Here is a 15,919-nt window from a genome sequence, read left to right on the forward strand (position 1 = left end):
TTATGGGTGATCGGCACGACTATGTGGCCCTGGAGTGGGTCAAGGGCGAGATTGCCGAAACGCTGAAGCAGGCCCACCTGGCCCTCAACCGCCTGGTGGAGGATCCGCAGGCGTCGGATGCCCTCGGCCAATGCCTGGCTTGTATTCATCAGGTCCACGGCGGCCTGCAGATGGTCGAGTTCTACGGCGCGGCGTTGCTGGCCGAAGAAATGGAGCAGCTGTGCGCCGCCTTGCGGGACAACCTCATCGCCCATCGTGACGAGGCCATCAGCCTGCTGAGCCAGGCCCTGGGACAACTGCCGATGTACCTGGACCGTGTCCAGGGCGCGCGCCGGGACTTGCCGCTGGTGGTGCTGCCGCTGATCAACGATCTGCGCAGCGCCCGGGGCGAGGGCCTGCTGTCGGAAACCAGCCTGTTCAGCCCGGAACTGCCAGAGATCGCCCCGCTCAGCGAAGCGGCCCTGAAGCGGCTCGAACCGCCGGAGTTGCCCAACACCCTGCGCAAGTTGCGCCAGACCCTGCAAATGGCCCTGGTGGGGCTGTTGCGCGAACAGGACGACGCCACGTACCTGGGTTACCTGACCAAAGTCTTCCACCGCCTCGAAGGGCTGTGCGCCGGGGCGCCGCTCAATGCGTTGTGGCAGGTGGCGTCGGCGCTGGTCGAAGGCATGCGCGATGGACGCATCGCCAACAGCCCGGCCCTGCGCAGCCTGTTCAAGGAAGCCGACAAGGAGCTCAAGCGTCTGCTGGAACAGGGCATGCCGGGGATCAATCAACCGGCACCGCCTCATTTGCTCAAGAGCTTGTTGTTCTATATTGCCAAGGCCGAACATCCCAGCGGGCAGATGCAGATCATGAAAGAACGCTACTCACTGGACGACGCGCTACCTGACAGCGCCATGGTCGACGAAGAACGCGCGCGCCTGGCCGGGCCCGACCGCGATGCCATGCGCTCGGTGCTCACCGCGCTTTGCGAAGAGCTGGTGCGGGTCAAGGAGCGGCTCGACCTGTTCGTACGCAGCGATCGCCAGCACGCCTCGGAGCTGGACAGCCTGCTGGCCCCCCTGCGACAGATCGCCGACACCCTGGCGGTGCTGGGTTTCGGTCAGCCGCGCAAGGTCATCATCGATCAACTGGCGGTGGTGCTGAGCCTCGCCCAGGGGCAGCGCGAGCCGGACGACGCGACCCTCATGGATGTGGCCGGTGCCTTGCTCTATGTCGAAGCCACCCTGGCCGGCATGGTCGGCACCGTCGAGCCCGAGAGTCCGGAAGACAACCACCTGCCCACCACCGACCTGACCCAGATCCACCAGATCGTCATCAAGGAAGCCCACACCTGCCTGCAACAGGCCAAGGACATGATCGTCGACTACATCGAGGCCGACTGGAACAGCGAGCAACTGCAGGCCTTGCCCGCCTTGCTGACCCAGGTGCGCGGCGCGCTGGCCATGATCCCCCTGGGGCGCGCCGCCGGCCTGGTGGAGGCCTGCAATGGCTTTATCCGCGACCATCTGCTGCTGGAACGGGCCCAGCCGGGCTGGGAGGAACTCGACCATCTGGCGGATGTGATCAGTGGCCTCGAATATTATCTGGAGCGCTTGAGCGAGGACCCGCAGAACCCCGGTGAGTCGCTGCTCGATGAGGTGGAGCGAAGCCTGGCGGCCCTCGGTTATTTCCCCGACGAAGCGCGGGTGCCATTGCTTGACGATGTGCTGAGCCCCAACGAGGCGCAGCTCATGCAGGACTTGCAGGAGCTGGATGACCCGCAGACCGTGCAGTCCCTGGCCGAAGTGCTGGCCAGCCCGGTCTCGGCGGTCAATCCCCCGGCACGCAGTACGCCGGGCAGCCTGCTGCCACCGCCGATGGACGAACATCCGGTGGACGACGAATTGCGCGAAGTCTTCCTTGAAGAAGCCGAGGAAGTGCTGGATGTGCTGCGCGAATATCTGCCCCGCTGGACGGCCCGTCCCGACGATCATGGCGCCCTGGGCGAACTGCGCCGGGCCTTCCATACCCTCAAGGGCAGTGGTCGCATGGTGCGGGCGCTGGTGCTGGGGGAGTTGGCCTGGGCGGTGGAAAACCTGCTCAATCGCGTTCTGGAGCGCAGCGTCGAACCGGGAGCATCGGTGCAGCAGTTGATCGACGACACGGTGCGACTGCTTCCCGCCCTGGTGGCCGAATTCGCCGCCCATCGCCAGCGCCAGCGCGACGATGTCGACCGTCTGGCTGCCCGCGCCCATGCCCTTGCCAGGGGCAGCGACGAAGAGGATGAAGACGAGCGGGACGTGACCGCCCTCGACCCTTTGCTGCTGAAAATCTTCGACAACGAAGCCCAAGGCCATCTCGCCAGCCTGCAGCGTTTCCTCGACCAGGCCGCCGAGCATTTGCCGTTGCAGGCCGGCGACGAATTGCAGCGGGCCCTGCACACCCTCAAGGGCAGTGCGTTCATGGCTGGCGTGTTGCCCATCGCCGAACTGGCCGGGGCGATGGACCAGCTCGCCCGGGAATATCGGGCGCACCTGATTGCCCTCGACCTGGATGAGGTGGAATGCCTGCTGGAGGCCGAGGGGCTGCTGCGCGTGGGGCTGCGCCAGTTGCAGAGCGACCCGCTGGCGCCGATACCCGGCGCCGAGGACCTGATCCAGCGCACCCAGGCCCTGTTGGCCGAGCGCCTGCAAGCGGCCCTCGACGCACCGGACAAAGGCCTGCGGCCCAAGCGGGATCCGCAACTGATCAACGATTTCCTCGCCCAGGGCATGGACATCCTGCTGGATGCCGAGAGCCTGTTGCAGCGTTGGCAGGAACACCCCGGCCAAGGCCAGGAACTGAGCGCGCTGCTGGATGAGTTGACCACCCTTGGTGAAGGTGCGCACCTGGCTGAGCTGCATTCGATGGATGAGCTGTGCGAAGCCTTGCTCGACCTCTACGGGGCAGTGGAGGAAAGCAGCCTGGCGGTCAGCGATGAGTTTTTCCAGGAAGCTCAACGGGCTCATGAGGCATTGATCGACATGCTCGACGAGTTGGCCGCCGGGCAGCACGTCCACCCGCAACCCGAGCGGGTGCAGGCCCTGCGTCGCTTGCTCGAAGCCGGCCTCGACCCGTCGGCCACGGGCCTGATCCGCAGCGATGGCAGCCGGACCCTGAGCATCCGCGAACTGGGCGATGCGACGGCCGCCCTGGAGCGCGATGACGCGGCCATGGACGACGACATCACCTCGATCTTCCTCGAAGAGGCCCAGGACATCCTGGAAAGTGCCGCCCAGGCCCTGCAACGCTGGCTGTCCGACCCGGACAACGGCGCGCCACTGTCCTCGCTGCAACGGGACCTGCACACCCTCAAGGGCGGCGCCCGGATGGCCGATGTCCGGCCGGTGAGCGACCTGGCCCAGGAGCTGGAAAACCTTTACGAAGGGTTGGTGGACCGCCGCTACAGCTACAGTGAAGAGCTGGCGCAACTGCTCAACAGCAGCCATGAGCGCCTCGAGTTGCTGCTCGGGCAATTGCAGCAGGGCCAGGCGCTGGGCGACCCCGTTTCGTTGATCGATGCCATCCGCAGGTTCCGCCAGGACAAGCCGAACGCCATCGAGTCGGGCGCAGCGATCCAGGGCGACGGCGCCCCTCATGATCCCGAATTGCTGGAGATCTTCCTCGAGGAGGGCTTCGATATCCTCGACAGCTCCGGCGCGGCGTTGCTGCGCTGGCAGGCCGAGCCGTCGAACCGCCAGGCCGTGGAAACCCTGCTGCGCGACCTGCATACCCTCAAGGGTGGGGCGCGGATGGTGGAAATCGGTCCTATTGGCGATCTGGCGCACGAGCTGGAAAATCTCTATGAAGGCCTCTCGGCGGGCCTGCTGCAACCGACCCCGACGCTGTTCACACTGCTGCAAAGCAGCCATGACCGGCTGGCGCACATGCTCGACGCGGTGCGTGCCGGCCAGCCCTGCCCGCCGGCGGACCGGCTGATCGCACAGATCCAGGCGGTCAACCAGCCCCAGGAAAGCCCCGCGCCCGAAGCCACCGTCGCGCCGGTTCCTGCCCCGGTCCCGGTGCCAGCCAAGCCTGAGCCGGCTGCATCGGGCGAAGGTGCGGACATGGTCAAGGTCTCCGCCGAGCTGCTGGATGACCTGGTGAACCTGGCGGGGGAGGCGTCGATCTTCCGTGGCCGTATCGAACAGCAAGTCAATGACGCCCGCGTGGCCCTGGGCGAGATGGAAACCACCCTGGAGCGCATGCGCGACCAACTGCGGCGACTCGACACCGAAACCCAGGGGCGAATTCTCAGCCGCCAGCAGGTGGAAGCCGAGCGGCTGGGCTACGAGGAGTTCGATCCGTTGGAAATGGACCGTCACTCCCAGCTGCAGCAGCTGTCCCGGGCGCTGTTCGAATCCACCTCGGACTTGCTCGACCTCAAGGAAACCCTCGACCGCAGCAATCACGACGCCGAGAACCTGCTGCAGCAGCAGGGACGGATCAACACCCGGCTCCAGGAAGGTCTGATGCGCACGCGCATGGTGCCGTTCGAGCGCATGCTGCCGCGCCTCAAGCGCATCGTCCGGCAAGTGGCCCAGGAGCTGGGCAAGGACGTGGAGTTCGTGGTCGATAACGCCGAAGGCGAGATGGATCGCAATGTGCTGGAACGCATGGCTGCGCCGCTGGAGCATATGCTGCGCAACGCCGTCGACCACGGGCTGGAACCCGCCGATGTGCGCATCGCCGCGGGCAAGCCGGCGCGGGGACGCATCAGCCTCGACCTGTCCCGCGAGGGTGGCGACATCATATTCGACATCCGCGACGACGGTGCCGGCGTGCCCCTGGAAGCGGTGCGGCGCAAGGCGATCAAGCGTGGACTGCTGGCGCCGGACAGCGACATCAGCGACCGGGATGTCTTACAGTTCATTCTCCAGCCGGGGTTCTCCACGGCGGAAAAAATCACCCAGATCTCCGGGCGCGGCGTCGGCATGGACGTGGTCCACGAAGAAGTCCGGCAACTGGGTGGCAGCATGGTCATCGACTCCACGCCGGGGCAGGGCGTGCATTTCCGCATCCGCCTGCCCTTTACCGTGGCGGTCAACCGGGCGCTGATGGTGCAGTGTCACGAAGACCAGTACGCGATCCCGTTGAACACCATCGAAAGCATCGTTCGGGTGCTGCCGGCCGAGCTGGATGCCTATTATCAACTCGACCCGCCGGTGTACACCTACGCCGGCCAGCGACATGAACTGTGTTACCTGGGCGAACTGTTGAAGACCGGTCCCAGGCCGAAATTACTGGGGCAGAGCCAACCCTTGCCCCTGCTGTTGATGCAATGCAACGAGCGGCATGTGGCGGTGCAGGTGGACGCCACCCTCGGCACCCGGGAAATCGTGGTCAAGAGCCTCGGCCCGCAGTTCTCGGCGGTGCAGGGATTGTCCGGGGCGACGATCCTGGGGGACGGCCGCGTTGTGCTGATCCTGGACCTGCTGGCGCCGATCCGCGCCTTGTCCCATCAGGTGGCGCGTCGCCCGGTATCTGAAGCCGAGGGCGAGCATCAGCGGCCGTTACTGGTGCTGGTGGTGGACGACTCGGTGACGGTCCGCAAGGTCACCAGCCGCCTGCTGGAGCGCCATGGCATGCACGTCCTGACCGCCAAGGACGGGGTGGATGCCATGGCGCTGTTGGCCGAGCATTCGCCGGACCTGATGCTGCTGGACATCGAGATGCCACGCATGGACGGCTTTGAAGTCGCTGCCCAGGTGCGCAACGACCCTCGCCTGGCACACCTGCCCATCATCATGATCACTTCCCGCACCGGCCAGAAACACCGCGATCGCGCCATGGCCCTCGGCGTCAACGATTACCTGGGCAAGCCGTACCAGGAGTCGGTCCTGCTGGACAGCATCGCGCATTGGAGCAAAACCCATGCATGAGCACCTGACCCGCTACCTCACCGGGTTGCTGCTGCCCCTGGCCGACCGTCACCTGATCCTGCCCAACGTGGCCGTGGCCGAGCTGATCGACTACCAGAGCAGCGCCTTCGATATGGATACCCCGCCGTGGTTCCTGGGCTGGGTGAGCTGGCGCGAACGGCAGATCCCGCTACTGAGCTTCGAATCGGCCTGCGGCCAGAAAACCGTGATCGGCGAGCGCGCGCGCATCGTCGTCCTCAACGCCCTGGGCGGACGGCCGGAGTTGAGGTTCATTGCGCTGTTGGTGCAGGGCATCCCGCGCTCCTACAAGCTCGACAGCCAGCTGAGCTATGTCGACGTGCCGCTGTGCGGTTTGGAGCAGGCGGCGGTGCAAGTGGGCGAACATGTGGCGAAGGTGCCGGATTTGTTGGCGTTGGAGGAGTTGGTGGTGGCTGCGGGATTGGTGAAAGCCTGAATCCGCTAAACCATGAAGTAGTCATCCGCTGTTAGATCGGACCACCGGCATCCTGTGGCAAAGGGAGCTTGCTCCCGTTATCCAATTGTAGGAGCGAGCTTGCTCGCGATGGCGGCAGAACAGTCAGCATTGATGTTGCCTGACACGCCGCCATCGCGAGCAGGCTCGCTCCCGATGGGCCGCATAGTTGTCCCAGGAAGTGACTGTGGTCCAAGCGTTTCTATTTACTTATCGGGAACTCTCTCTACTTTAATCTCGTCGATGTCTACCTTGCGGGACAAACCGTCTCCGAAATCCGTACCGATCAAGACATGGGCTCTGCTACCGGAGTAGCGAACTCCGATGGGACTACTGTCCAGCCACTTACCGGTTTGAGTTCTTCCGTCTATAGGAAAAGCGGCATAGCCCAGCGATACATTCGCTGTAACAACGATTGCGGTTTCTCTTGCTTCCCCCGGTTCCGGTGGGTGGACGCGGTATTTGAAGGATGTGAAAAGGAACCCTCTCTCTTGCTCTCCAAAAGGGTAAACATCTTGGCGAGAGATGGCTGAAATATGTATGGGGGTCTCCATTCCAGCTTGCCAGACCAGAACGTATTCGGCCCTTCTTCCGTTTTAAGTATTCCATCCAAAGAACCTACATCGTTTTCCCACCCGTTCCTTTCTCCATCCTCAAAATCGGTCCAATCGTCGTTCATGTTTTCTCTCCAGTTACAGCGCTTTTGACCTTGTTCAGAAACCGGTCATTGAAGATCGCGGTGCAACTTATTCAGCGCTGTAACGGGTGGATTGGCTACTGTCAACATTGACAGGTCGAAGCAGCTAACCGATCAGCGGTCTTGCGTTGATCCGCCTTCAGGGCCGCTTCGCGTCCCAACGGGGATAAATCCCCTCGCCACAAAATTGGATCTGGCGCATGCCAATGTGGGAGCGAGCTTGCTCGCGATAGCGCAGTGTCAGCCAGATCACTGTTGACTGATCCACCGCCATCGCGAGCCTGCTCGCTCCCGCATGGAACTGGGTTCGTTTTTCTTACCGTTACTCCAACCGTAACGATCCAGCGCTGAGCTTGATTGATGCATCTGCCACGACGCTCCTAATGTGACCCCCACGACAGCGAACCCGTGGAGTGGTCATGACAACAACAATATCCCCCGACTCGCGCTGGACGCGGCGGCGCGGCGAAAAGCAGCGGCGTCTCGAGCTGGTGAAGGGGCTTGCCGACGGTGTGGTGTTGCCCACCGACAAAATCGTCGCGGCGCTGGAGGCGTTGATCCTGCCGGGCGATCGCGTGGTACTGGAGGGCAATAACCAGAAGCAGGCGGACTTTCTGTCGCGCTCTCTGGCCAGAGTCGATCCGGCGAAGCTGCACGACCTGCACATGATCATGCCCAGCGTCGGCCGTTCCGAGCACCTCGATCTGTTCGAACGAGGTATCGCCCGAAAGCTGGATTTCTCCTTCGCCGGCACCCAGAGCCTGCGCATCAGCCAGTTGCTGGAAGACGGCCTGCTGGAAATCGGCGCCATCCACACCTACATCGAGCTGTATGCGCGACTGGTGGTGGACCTGATCCCCAACGTGGTGCTCTCGGCCGGTTTCATGGCTGACCGCGCCGGCAATATCTACACCGGCCCCAGCACCGAAGACACCCCGGCATTGATCGAGCCGGCGGCCTTCAGCGACGGCATTGTCATTGTCCAGGTCAACCAGTTGGTGGACGACGTCAGCGACCTGCCGCGAGTCGATATCCCGGCGTCCTGGGTCGATTTTGTGGTGGTGGCCGACAAGCCGTTCTACATCGAGCCGCTGTTCACCCGCGACCCACGGCACATCAAGCCTGTTCATGTGTTGATGGCGATGATGGCGATCCGTGGCATCTATGAAAAACACAACGTCCAGTCCCTCAACCACGGCATCGGTTTCAACACCGCCGCCATCGAACTGATCCTGCCGACCTACGGCGAGTCCCTCGGCCTGAAGGGCAAGATCTGCCGTAACTGGACCCTCAATCCTCACCCCACCCTGATTCCGGCCATCGAAAGCGGTTGGGTCGAAAGCGTGCATTGCTTCGGCACCGAGCTGGGCATGGAAAACTATATCGCTGCGCGACCGGATGTGTTCTTCACCGGCCACGACGGCTCGCTGCGTTCCAACCGCATGGTCTGCCAACTGGCCGGGCAATACGCGGTGGACCTGTTCATCGGCGCGACGCTGCAAGTGGACGGCGACGGCCATTCCTCAACGGTGACCCGCGGCCGGTTGGCCGGGTTCGGTGGTGCGCCGAACATGGGCCATGATCCGCGTGGTCGCCGCCACGGCACGCCGGCCTGGCTCGATATGCGCCACGGCGATGGCGAGGCACCGTTGCTCGAACGCGGCAAGAAACTGGTGGTGCAGATGGTCGAGACGTTCCAGGAGGGCGGCAAGCCGACCTTCGTCGAGACCCTGGACGCGGTGGACGTGGCGAAGAAAGCCGGCATGCCTCTGGCGCCGATCATGATCTATGGCGATGACGTGACCCATCTGCTCACCGAAGAAGGCATCGCCTACCTGTACAAGGCTCGCTCCCTGCAAGAGCGTCAGGCGATGATCGCAGCCGTGGCCGGGGTCACCGCCATCGGCCTGCGCCACGACCCGAAAGACACCGCGCGCCTGCGTCGCGAAGGGTTGGTCGCCTTGCCCGAAGACCTCGGCATCCGTCGCACCGACGCCACCCGCGAGTTGCTCGCAGCCAAGAGCGTGGCCGACCTGGTGCAATGGTCCGGTGGCCTCTACAACCCGCCCGCCAAGTTCAGGAGCTGGTAAATGCACGCACTCGACTGGCAACCCAAGACACTTTCGCTACCTGAGCGTCTTGCCGATCTGGCGGTGGACGCGCTGATCGACGAGGCCGACCTGTCACCCAAGCCGGCCCTGGTGGATCGGCGCGGCAATGGCGCCCATACCGACCTGCACCTGGGGTTGATGCATGCTTCGGCGCTGTCGCTGTGGCCGTTCTTCAAGGAAATGGCCGAAGCCGCCATCGATTGCGGCGAGGTCGGCCTTAACCTGCGCGAAGCCCTCGGGCAGATCGGGCGGGACGGTGAAACGGCGATGCTCGCCACCACGGGCGGCGTGAACACCCATCGTGGCGCGATCTGGGCCTTGGGCCTGTTGGTCGCTGCGACGGCGCTGGAGCCCGGTTCCAATGGGCCGGGCGCAGTCACGCTCAGGGCCGCCCGCCTGGCCTTGCTCGACGATCGCTACGCGCCCAGGCCGTTGAGCCATGGTGCTCAAGTAGCCCAGCGCTACGGCGTGCGCGGGGCTCGGGAGGAGGCGCAACTGGCTTTCCCAGCCGTCACTGGCCTGGGCCTGCCGCAACTCAAGCGCAGTCGCGCAGCAGGAACCGGCGAGCAGAACGCCCGGCTCGATGCCTTGCTGGCGATCATGACCACCCTGGCCGACACCTGCGTGCTCTATCGCGCTGGCGAGTCGGGCCTGCGGGCCATGCAGCAGGGTGCCCGGGCGGTGCTCGATGCCGGGGGCAGCGCGAGCCTGGGTGGCCGTCGCCAGTTGCATCGGCTGGATCAACAATTGATTGCGTTGAATGCCTCGCCGGGGGGCGCAGCGGACCTGCTGGCCGCCTGCCTGTTCCTTGACCGCATCGAGCGCGGCGATGGCTTCTACCGGGGAGTGTGCTGATGGAAACCTTATCCTTTGAATTCCCCGCCGGGCAGCCGCCACGGGGCCGCGCGCTGGTGGGCTGTGTCGGTTCCGGCGACCTGGAGGTGCTGATCGAGCCCGGGATGGCGGGCAAGCTGACCATCCAGGTGCAGACCTCGGTCAACGGTAGCGGGCAACGCTGGCAGCACCTGTTCGCTCGCATGTTCGACGGCCAGATGCCGCCGGCGATGACAATCGACATCCATGACTTCGGCGCGACGCCTGGTGTGGTACGCCTGCGCCTGGAACAGGGCTTCGAGGAGATCGGCCATGAGTGACAGCGCAGCGTTGCTGAATAAACACAGTTTCGTCGAGCTCGGTGCGCGGCAACGAGCCAAGGCCCTGCTCGATGACGGTACGTTCCGTGAACTGCTCGACCCGTTCCAGCGAATCATGTCGCCGTGGCTGCTGCGCCAGGGTGTGGTGCCGCAAAGCGACGATGGCGTGGTGATCGCCAAGGGTTGCCTCGATGGCCTGCCGGTGGTGATCGCCGCCATCGAAGGCGCATTCCAGGGCGGCAGCCTCGGCGAGGTCGGCGGGGCGAAAATCGCCGGTGCGCTGGAGCTGGCGGCCGAAGACAACCGCAAGGGCATCCCGACTCGCGCGGTGCTGCTGCTGGAAACCGGTGGCGTGCGTTTGCAGGAGGCCAACCTCGGGCTGGCTGCCATTGCCGAGATCCATTCGGCGATTGTCGACCTGCGCCAGTACCAGCCGGTGGTGGGTGTGGTGGCCGGCAGCGTCGGTTGTTTTGGCGGCATGTCCATCGCCGCCGGGTTGTGCAGCTACCTGCTGGTAACCCAGGAAGCGCGGCTGGGCCTCAATGGCCCGCAAGTGATCGAGCAGGAAGCGGGGATCGATGAATACGACTCTCGCGACCGGCCGTTCATCTGGAGCCTGACCGGCGGCGAACAGCGTTTCGCCACGGGCCTGGTAGACCGTTACGTGGCCGATGATGTGGCGCAGATTCGCCAGCAGGTCGGTCAGCTGCTGCACCTGGGAGTGCCCGCCGAATACCGCAGCGGCCAGGCCGAGCTGTTCCTGCAACGCCTGGCGCGGCTGGACACTGAAGTGCAAATCGAGCCGGCGGCGGTTCGTCAGCTGTATCAGGGAGAACGCCCATGAGTTCGTATTCATTGAGAGGCTTGCGCTGGTTCGAGGCCCTGAGTGGCGGTGCCGAGCCGCTACAAGGCCTGCCTGCTTCATTGAAAGTGGCCGATGTCAGGCTGGCTGGGCATGACGTTCGCCTGCTGGCGGTGGTGGCCGATCCCGACAGTCGCTTTCCCCGTGCTCGCAGCGGTGAAGTCGGTTTGCTGGAGGGCTGGGGGCTGGCCAAGGCAGTGGATGACGCCATCGCCGCGGACCGCGATGCGTCCGGCAAGCGTGCCTTGGTCGCCATTGTCGACGTGCCCAGCCAGGCCTATGGCCGGCGCGAAGAAGCCCTTGGCATTCATCAGGCCCTGGCGGGGGCGGCGGACAGCTATGCCCGTGCCCGGTTGGCCGGGCATCCGGTGATCGGCCTGCTGGTGGGCAAGGCAATGTCCGGAGCCTTCCTGGCCCACGGTTATCAGGCCAACCGGCTGATCGCCCTGCGCGATCCGGGGGTGATGGTCCATGCCATGGGCAAGGCATCCGCGGCGCGGGTGACGCTGCGCAGCGTCGAAGAGCTGGAAGCCCTGGCCGCCAGCGTGCCGCCTATGGCCTATGACATCGACAGCTACGCCAGCCTGGGGCTGTTGTGGGAAACCCTGGAAGTCGAGCGTATCGAACAGCCATCGGCGGCCGATCTGGCGCGGGTGAGCGATTGCCTGCAGCAGGCGATCAATGATCTTGCCGGTGCGCCTCGAGAGTTGAGCAGCCGTCTGGGGGCGCCTCATCGGGCGGCCTCCAGTATGGTTCGCCAGTTGTTGAGAGCGCAGTGGTGAGCCACCTCATGGCCCACGACCTGCTCTGGGGGATGACCCCGCAGCGGTTGCCTGCGGATGCACCAGCCTGGGTTGTCGAGATCCTGGGCCTCGGGCAGCCGGTGGTGGTGCGCAGGGCGACGAGCGCTGCGGGATACGTCGCGGTAGGCGTGCGCGGGCAATCCCGGGAGCAACGTTATGCCACGACTATGCCGGTGGCGGCGATCCAACGCCGGGTGCGCCCCGAGGACCTGTGTCACATCGAAAGCCGTCGCGACCTGCCTGCCTTGCAGGCACTGTCCCGACTGCGTCCGTTGCTCGACGCCAGCGGTTGGACCTGGGGCGTCGGTGGTAGCGCCGGGTTCGAGCTCGCCAGCGGCGTCGAGGCATTGCATGAGGGCAGCGACCTGGATTTGATCCTGCGCACACCAAGCCCCTTGGATCGCCTTCGGGCCAGGGAACTACTGGCGCAACTGGACGGCTCGGCATGCACCGTGGACATGCAATTGCAGACCCCCTGCGGTGCCGTCGCCTTGCGCGAGTGGGCGGGCGTGTCGCGCCGGGTCTTGCTCAAGGATGACGTTCAGGCACGGCTGGTGAGCGATCCCTGGCAGTCGACGCGGGAGCAGGTCGCATGAGCAGCCTGTTGGTGTTTCCCGGCCAAGGTGCGCAACGAGCCGGCATGCTCCACGGGCTGTCGCCGCAAGTCTTGGATGAGGCGAGTGATGCCCTCGGCGAAGACGTGTTGCAACTGGACAATGCCGAGGCGTTGAAATCGACCCGCGCCGTGCAACTGTGCCTGTTGATCGTCGGCGTGGCGGCTTCCCGGCGCTTGCTGGAGCAGGCGCCTGCGCCGGACTACGTGGCGGGGCTTTCCATCGGTGCCTATCCGGCGGCGGTGGTGGCCGGTGCGCTGGGGTTCGAGGATGCGTTGCGGCTGGTCAGCCTGCGCGGCGAGCTGATGCAACAGGCGTTTGCCCAAGGCTATGGCATGACCGCCATCATCGGCCTGGACCTCGCCGCGGTGGAGGCATTACTGGCAAGGGTACACAGCGAGCGGACACCGGTTTACCTGGGCAATATCAATGCCGACAACCAGGTGGTCATCGCCGGCAGCGACGAGGCCATGAGTATCGTTGCCCGGGAGGCGCGAAGCCAGGGAGCCGCCAAGGCATGTCGTCTGGCGGTAAGCGTGCCGTCCCACTGCCCGCTGTTGGAGGCGCCGGCCCGCGCCCTGGCCCAGGCCTTCGCCGACGTACCCTTGAAAGCGCCCAGCCTGGGTTATCTCAGCGGCAGTCGCGCCCGGCCGATGGCCAATATCGAGGCCTTGCGCGACGACCTGGCGTTCAACATGTGCCGCGTCGTCGATTGGCGCGGCACGGTGCAAAGCGCCTACGAGCGAGGCGTGCGGCTACAGATCGAACTGCCACCCGGCGCGGTGCTCACCGGCCTGGCGCGCCGGGTGTTCGAGCAGGGCACTGTCATTGCTTTCGACGGGGCTCGGCTCGATACCTTGCAGGCGCTACTGCGTGAGGAGGGCCGCCGCCGACCCTAGACACCGACTCAAGCTGGCGAAGCACAAAAACAACAACTTCGACGATGCACTTTGAGGATTACAACAATGATTATCTACGGTGTGGCATTTCTGGCTTTTTGTACCCTGGCGGGCATCTTCATTGGTGAGCTACTGGGTAAATTGATTGGTGTGCCGGCCAACGTCGGTGGCGTCGGCATTGCGATGCTGCTGTTGATCGGCCTGGGCAGTTACCTGAGCAAACACGGCTTTTTCAAAGGCAAGACCGAAGCCGGCGTCGAGTTCTGGAGTGCGGTCTACATTCCCATCGTGGTGGCCATGGCGGCCCAGCAGAATGTCTACGGAGCGCTCAAGGGGGGGCCGATGGCGGTACTGGCGGGCACCCTGGCCGTGGTGATCGGCTTCGCGATGGTGCCGGTGCTGGTGCGCATTGGCAACAAGGGGCCTGAAGCCAACGTTTCCGTCAAGACGCTCGGGTGATCGCCATGTACGAATCCATGATGAAGGTGATTACCGGGTACGGTCTGATCAGCGGTTTTGCGATTGTCGGCATCACGATGTGGGTGTCGTACTGGATCAGCGACACGTTCACCAGGGGCCGCCTGCACGGCTCGGCCATTGCGATCCTGCTCGGCCTGGTGCTGTCGTACATAGGCGGTGCAATGACCGGTGGACAGAAGGGCGTGGTGGACGTCCCGCTGTTATCGGGGATCGGGTTGCTGGGTGGAGCGATGCTGCGGGACTTCGCCATTGTCGCCACGGCGTTCGGCGTGAGTGTCGAGGAACTCAAGCGCGCCGGTTTCGTCGGCGTCCTTGCGCTGTTCGTCGGGGTGGCCACCTCATTCATCGCCGGCGTCGGCGTGGCGATGGCTTTCGGGTACACCGATGCGGTAAGCCTGACCACCATCGGTGCCGGCGCGGTGACCTACATCGTCGGCCCCGTTACCGGCGCCGCCATTGGTGCCAGTTCCGAAGTGATGGCCTTGTCCATCGCCGCAGGCCTGATCAAGGCGATCCTGGTCATGGTGGCGACGCCTTTCGTGGCGCCCCTGATCGGTCTGAACAATCCCCGCAGCGCGGTGATCTTCGGCGGCCTGATGGGCACTTCCAGTGGCGTGGCCGGCGGCCTGGCCGCCACGGATCCGAAGCTGGTGCCCTATGGCTGCCTGACGGCGGCGTTCTATACGGCCCTTGGATGCCTGCTGGGGCCTTCGTTGCTGTTTCTGGTCATGCGGGGATTGATGGGGTAGGGCTTTGGATTTTCGCTGAGCGGGCAGCCCTTGTTGCGAGCAAGCTCGTTCCCACATTGGATCGGCGTTCACATATTCCTTGTGGGAACGAGCTTGCTCGCGATGGGGGACGGCGTGATTTCAGGCCTGGCGATTGGCATACATCCGGCACTCGGCCAATAGCGCCAACAGGTTCGGATCGCGCTCCTTGGCCTTGAGGAACACCAGGCCGATGTGTTGCTGCAACCGGTACTTTTCCTGCAAAGGGATCAGCTTCACCCGGTTTTCGTATACCGCTGCGATCCGCCCCGGCAGCAAGGCGTAGCCCACGCCCGAACTGACCATGCTCAACAGGGTGAAGATATCGTTGACCTGCATCGCCACCTTCGGCTCGAAGCCCGCCTGCCTGAACACCCGCACCCCGTCCTGATGAGTGGCGAAACCCTGGGTCAAGGTGATGAACGTCTCGTCGCGCACCTCGGCCAGATCGACTTCGCTGCGTTGGGCAAAGGGAGAATCCGCTGGCGTAGCAAGAAAGATGTCGTCGCAAAACAGCTCGATATGTTCGCAGTCGGGATCGTTCACGCTGTCGTCCAAGGAGATCAGGATCGCGTCCACCTCCATGTTCTTGAGCTTGTACAACAGGTCGATGTTCGAGCCCAGGATCAGGTCGATATTGAGTTCACTGCGGCGGATCTTCAGGCCCATGATCAACTGCGGGACGGTCTTGACCGTCAACGAATACAGCGAACCAAGCTTGAAGCGCTCGGCGGAGAACCCGGCGGCCTCGCGGGTCAGGCGCACGCTGTCGACCACATCCTGGATCAGTTTCTGTGCCCGCTCCTCCAGTACATAGGCACTCTCCAGCGGCGTGAGGTTGCGCCCCTCATGCTTGAACAGCGGACAACGCAGGGCGCTTTCCAGGGAATGAATGGCCCGGTGCACGCTGACATTGCTGGTCTGCAGCTCGGCCGCCGCCCGGGCCAGGTTGCCGGTGCGCATGAAGGCCAGGAACACCTCGAGTTTCTTCAGGGTCAATTCTTCGTCGATCAGCATGGGGCGGACTCTTATTCGTATCGCCTGATTGTGCCCCAATTGGCTTCTTTTTAGAGGGTGTCTGTGTGGCGCGGGGATTTATCCCCTCGCCACAGGGGTTCCAACCGGTCCAGACAGCTCGGGCCCAGGGGCAAGCA

Annotated in this window: 12 protein-coding genes; 11 read left to right on the plus strand and 1 reads right to left on the minus strand. The window is 64.2% G+C overall.

Annotated features, from left to right (window positions below; translation table 11 throughout):
* The first annotated feature begins 2 nt into the window (after positions 1–2).
* From BT179_RS06185 to madM, 11 genes are all read left to right on the plus strand, one after another.
* Entirely contained in the window at positions 3–5,906 is a 5,904-nt protein-coding gene (locus BT179_RS06185; protein ID WP_072430889.1) for an Hpt domain-containing protein, read from the plus strand.
* The gene (locus BT179_RS06190; protein ID WP_072390167.1) at positions 5,899–6,360 is read left to right on the plus strand and encodes a chemotaxis protein CheW; all 462 of its coding nucleotides are present in this window, start codon (positions 5,899–5,901) and stop codon (positions 6,358–6,360) included. The genes BT179_RS06185 and BT179_RS06190 overlap by 8 nt, the downstream gene beginning before the upstream one ends.
* A gap of 1,134 nt (positions 6,361–7,494) precedes the next feature.
* Positions 7,495–9,165, plus strand: coding sequence for a malonate decarboxylase subunit alpha (gene mdcA, locus BT179_RS06200; RefSeq protein ID WP_072390160.1), 1,671 nt, complete (start codon positions 7,495–7,497; stop codon positions 9,163–9,165).
* Positions 9,166–10,041 carry a triphosphoribosyl-dephospho-CoA synthase gene (locus BT179_RS06205; RefSeq protein ID WP_072430887.1) on the plus strand — a complete coding sequence of 292 codons (876 nt, stop codon included), beginning with the start codon at positions 9,166–9,168 and terminating at the stop codon, positions 10,039–10,041.
* Positions 10,041–10,340 carry a malonate decarboxylase subunit delta gene (locus BT179_RS06210; protein ID WP_072390154.1) on the plus strand — a complete coding sequence of 100 codons (300 nt, stop codon included), beginning with the start codon at positions 10,041–10,043 and terminating at the stop codon, positions 10,338–10,340. The genes BT179_RS06205 and BT179_RS06210 overlap by 1 nt, the downstream gene beginning before the upstream one ends.
* Positions 10,333–11,184, plus strand: a complete 852-nt coding sequence (locus BT179_RS06215; protein WP_072430886.1) for a biotin-independent malonate decarboxylase subunit beta — start codon at positions 10,333–10,335, stop codon at positions 11,182–11,184. Before BT179_RS06210 ends, BT179_RS06215 begins: the two co-directional genes overlap by 8 nt.
* On the plus strand, positions 11,181–11,984 hold the full coding sequence (mdcE, locus tag BT179_RS06220) for a biotin-independent malonate decarboxylase subunit gamma (protein WP_072430885.1): 804 nt from the start codon (positions 11,181–11,183) through the stop codon (positions 11,982–11,984). Before BT179_RS06215 ends, mdcE begins: the two co-directional genes overlap by 4 nt.
* Complete coding sequence (locus BT179_RS06225; RefSeq protein ID WP_072390145.1) at positions 11,978–12,601, plus strand: malonate decarboxylase holo-ACP synthase; 624 nt, start codon at positions 11,978–11,980, stop codon at positions 12,599–12,601. Before mdcE ends, BT179_RS06225 begins: the two co-directional genes overlap by 7 nt.
* The gene (gene mdcH / locus BT179_RS06230) at positions 12,598–13,518 is read left to right on the plus strand and encodes a malonate decarboxylase subunit epsilon (RefSeq protein WP_072430884.1); all 921 of its coding nucleotides are present in this window, start codon (positions 12,598–12,600) and stop codon (positions 13,516–13,518) included. The genes BT179_RS06225 and mdcH overlap by 4 nt, the downstream gene beginning before the upstream one ends.
* Before the next feature lie 66 nt (positions 13,519–13,584).
* On the plus strand, positions 13,585–13,977 hold the full coding sequence (gene madL, locus BT179_RS06235) for a malonate transporter subunit MadL (protein ID WP_072430883.1): 393 nt from the start codon (positions 13,585–13,587) through the stop codon (positions 13,975–13,977).
* Between the two features lie 5 nt (positions 13,978–13,982).
* Positions 13,983–14,747 carry a malonate transporter subunit MadM gene (gene madM / locus BT179_RS06240; protein WP_072430981.1) on the plus strand — a complete coding sequence of 255 codons (765 nt, stop codon included), beginning with the start codon at positions 13,983–13,985 and terminating at the stop codon, positions 14,745–14,747.
* A gap of 120 nt (positions 14,748–14,867) precedes the next feature.
* Here madM and BT179_RS06245 read toward each other — a convergent pair whose 3' ends face one another.
* Positions 14,868–15,782: a LysR family transcriptional regulator gene (locus BT179_RS06245; RefSeq protein WP_072430882.1), complete on the minus strand. Its 915-nt coding sequence runs from the start codon at positions 15,780–15,782 to the stop codon at positions 14,868–14,870.
* Positions 15,783–15,919 lie beyond the last annotated feature (137 nt).

The organism is Pseudomonas sp. NFACC43 (genome assembly GCF_900119645.1).
Classification (GTDB): Bacteria; Pseudomonadota; Gammaproteobacteria; order Pseudomonadales; family Pseudomonadaceae; genus Aquipseudomonas.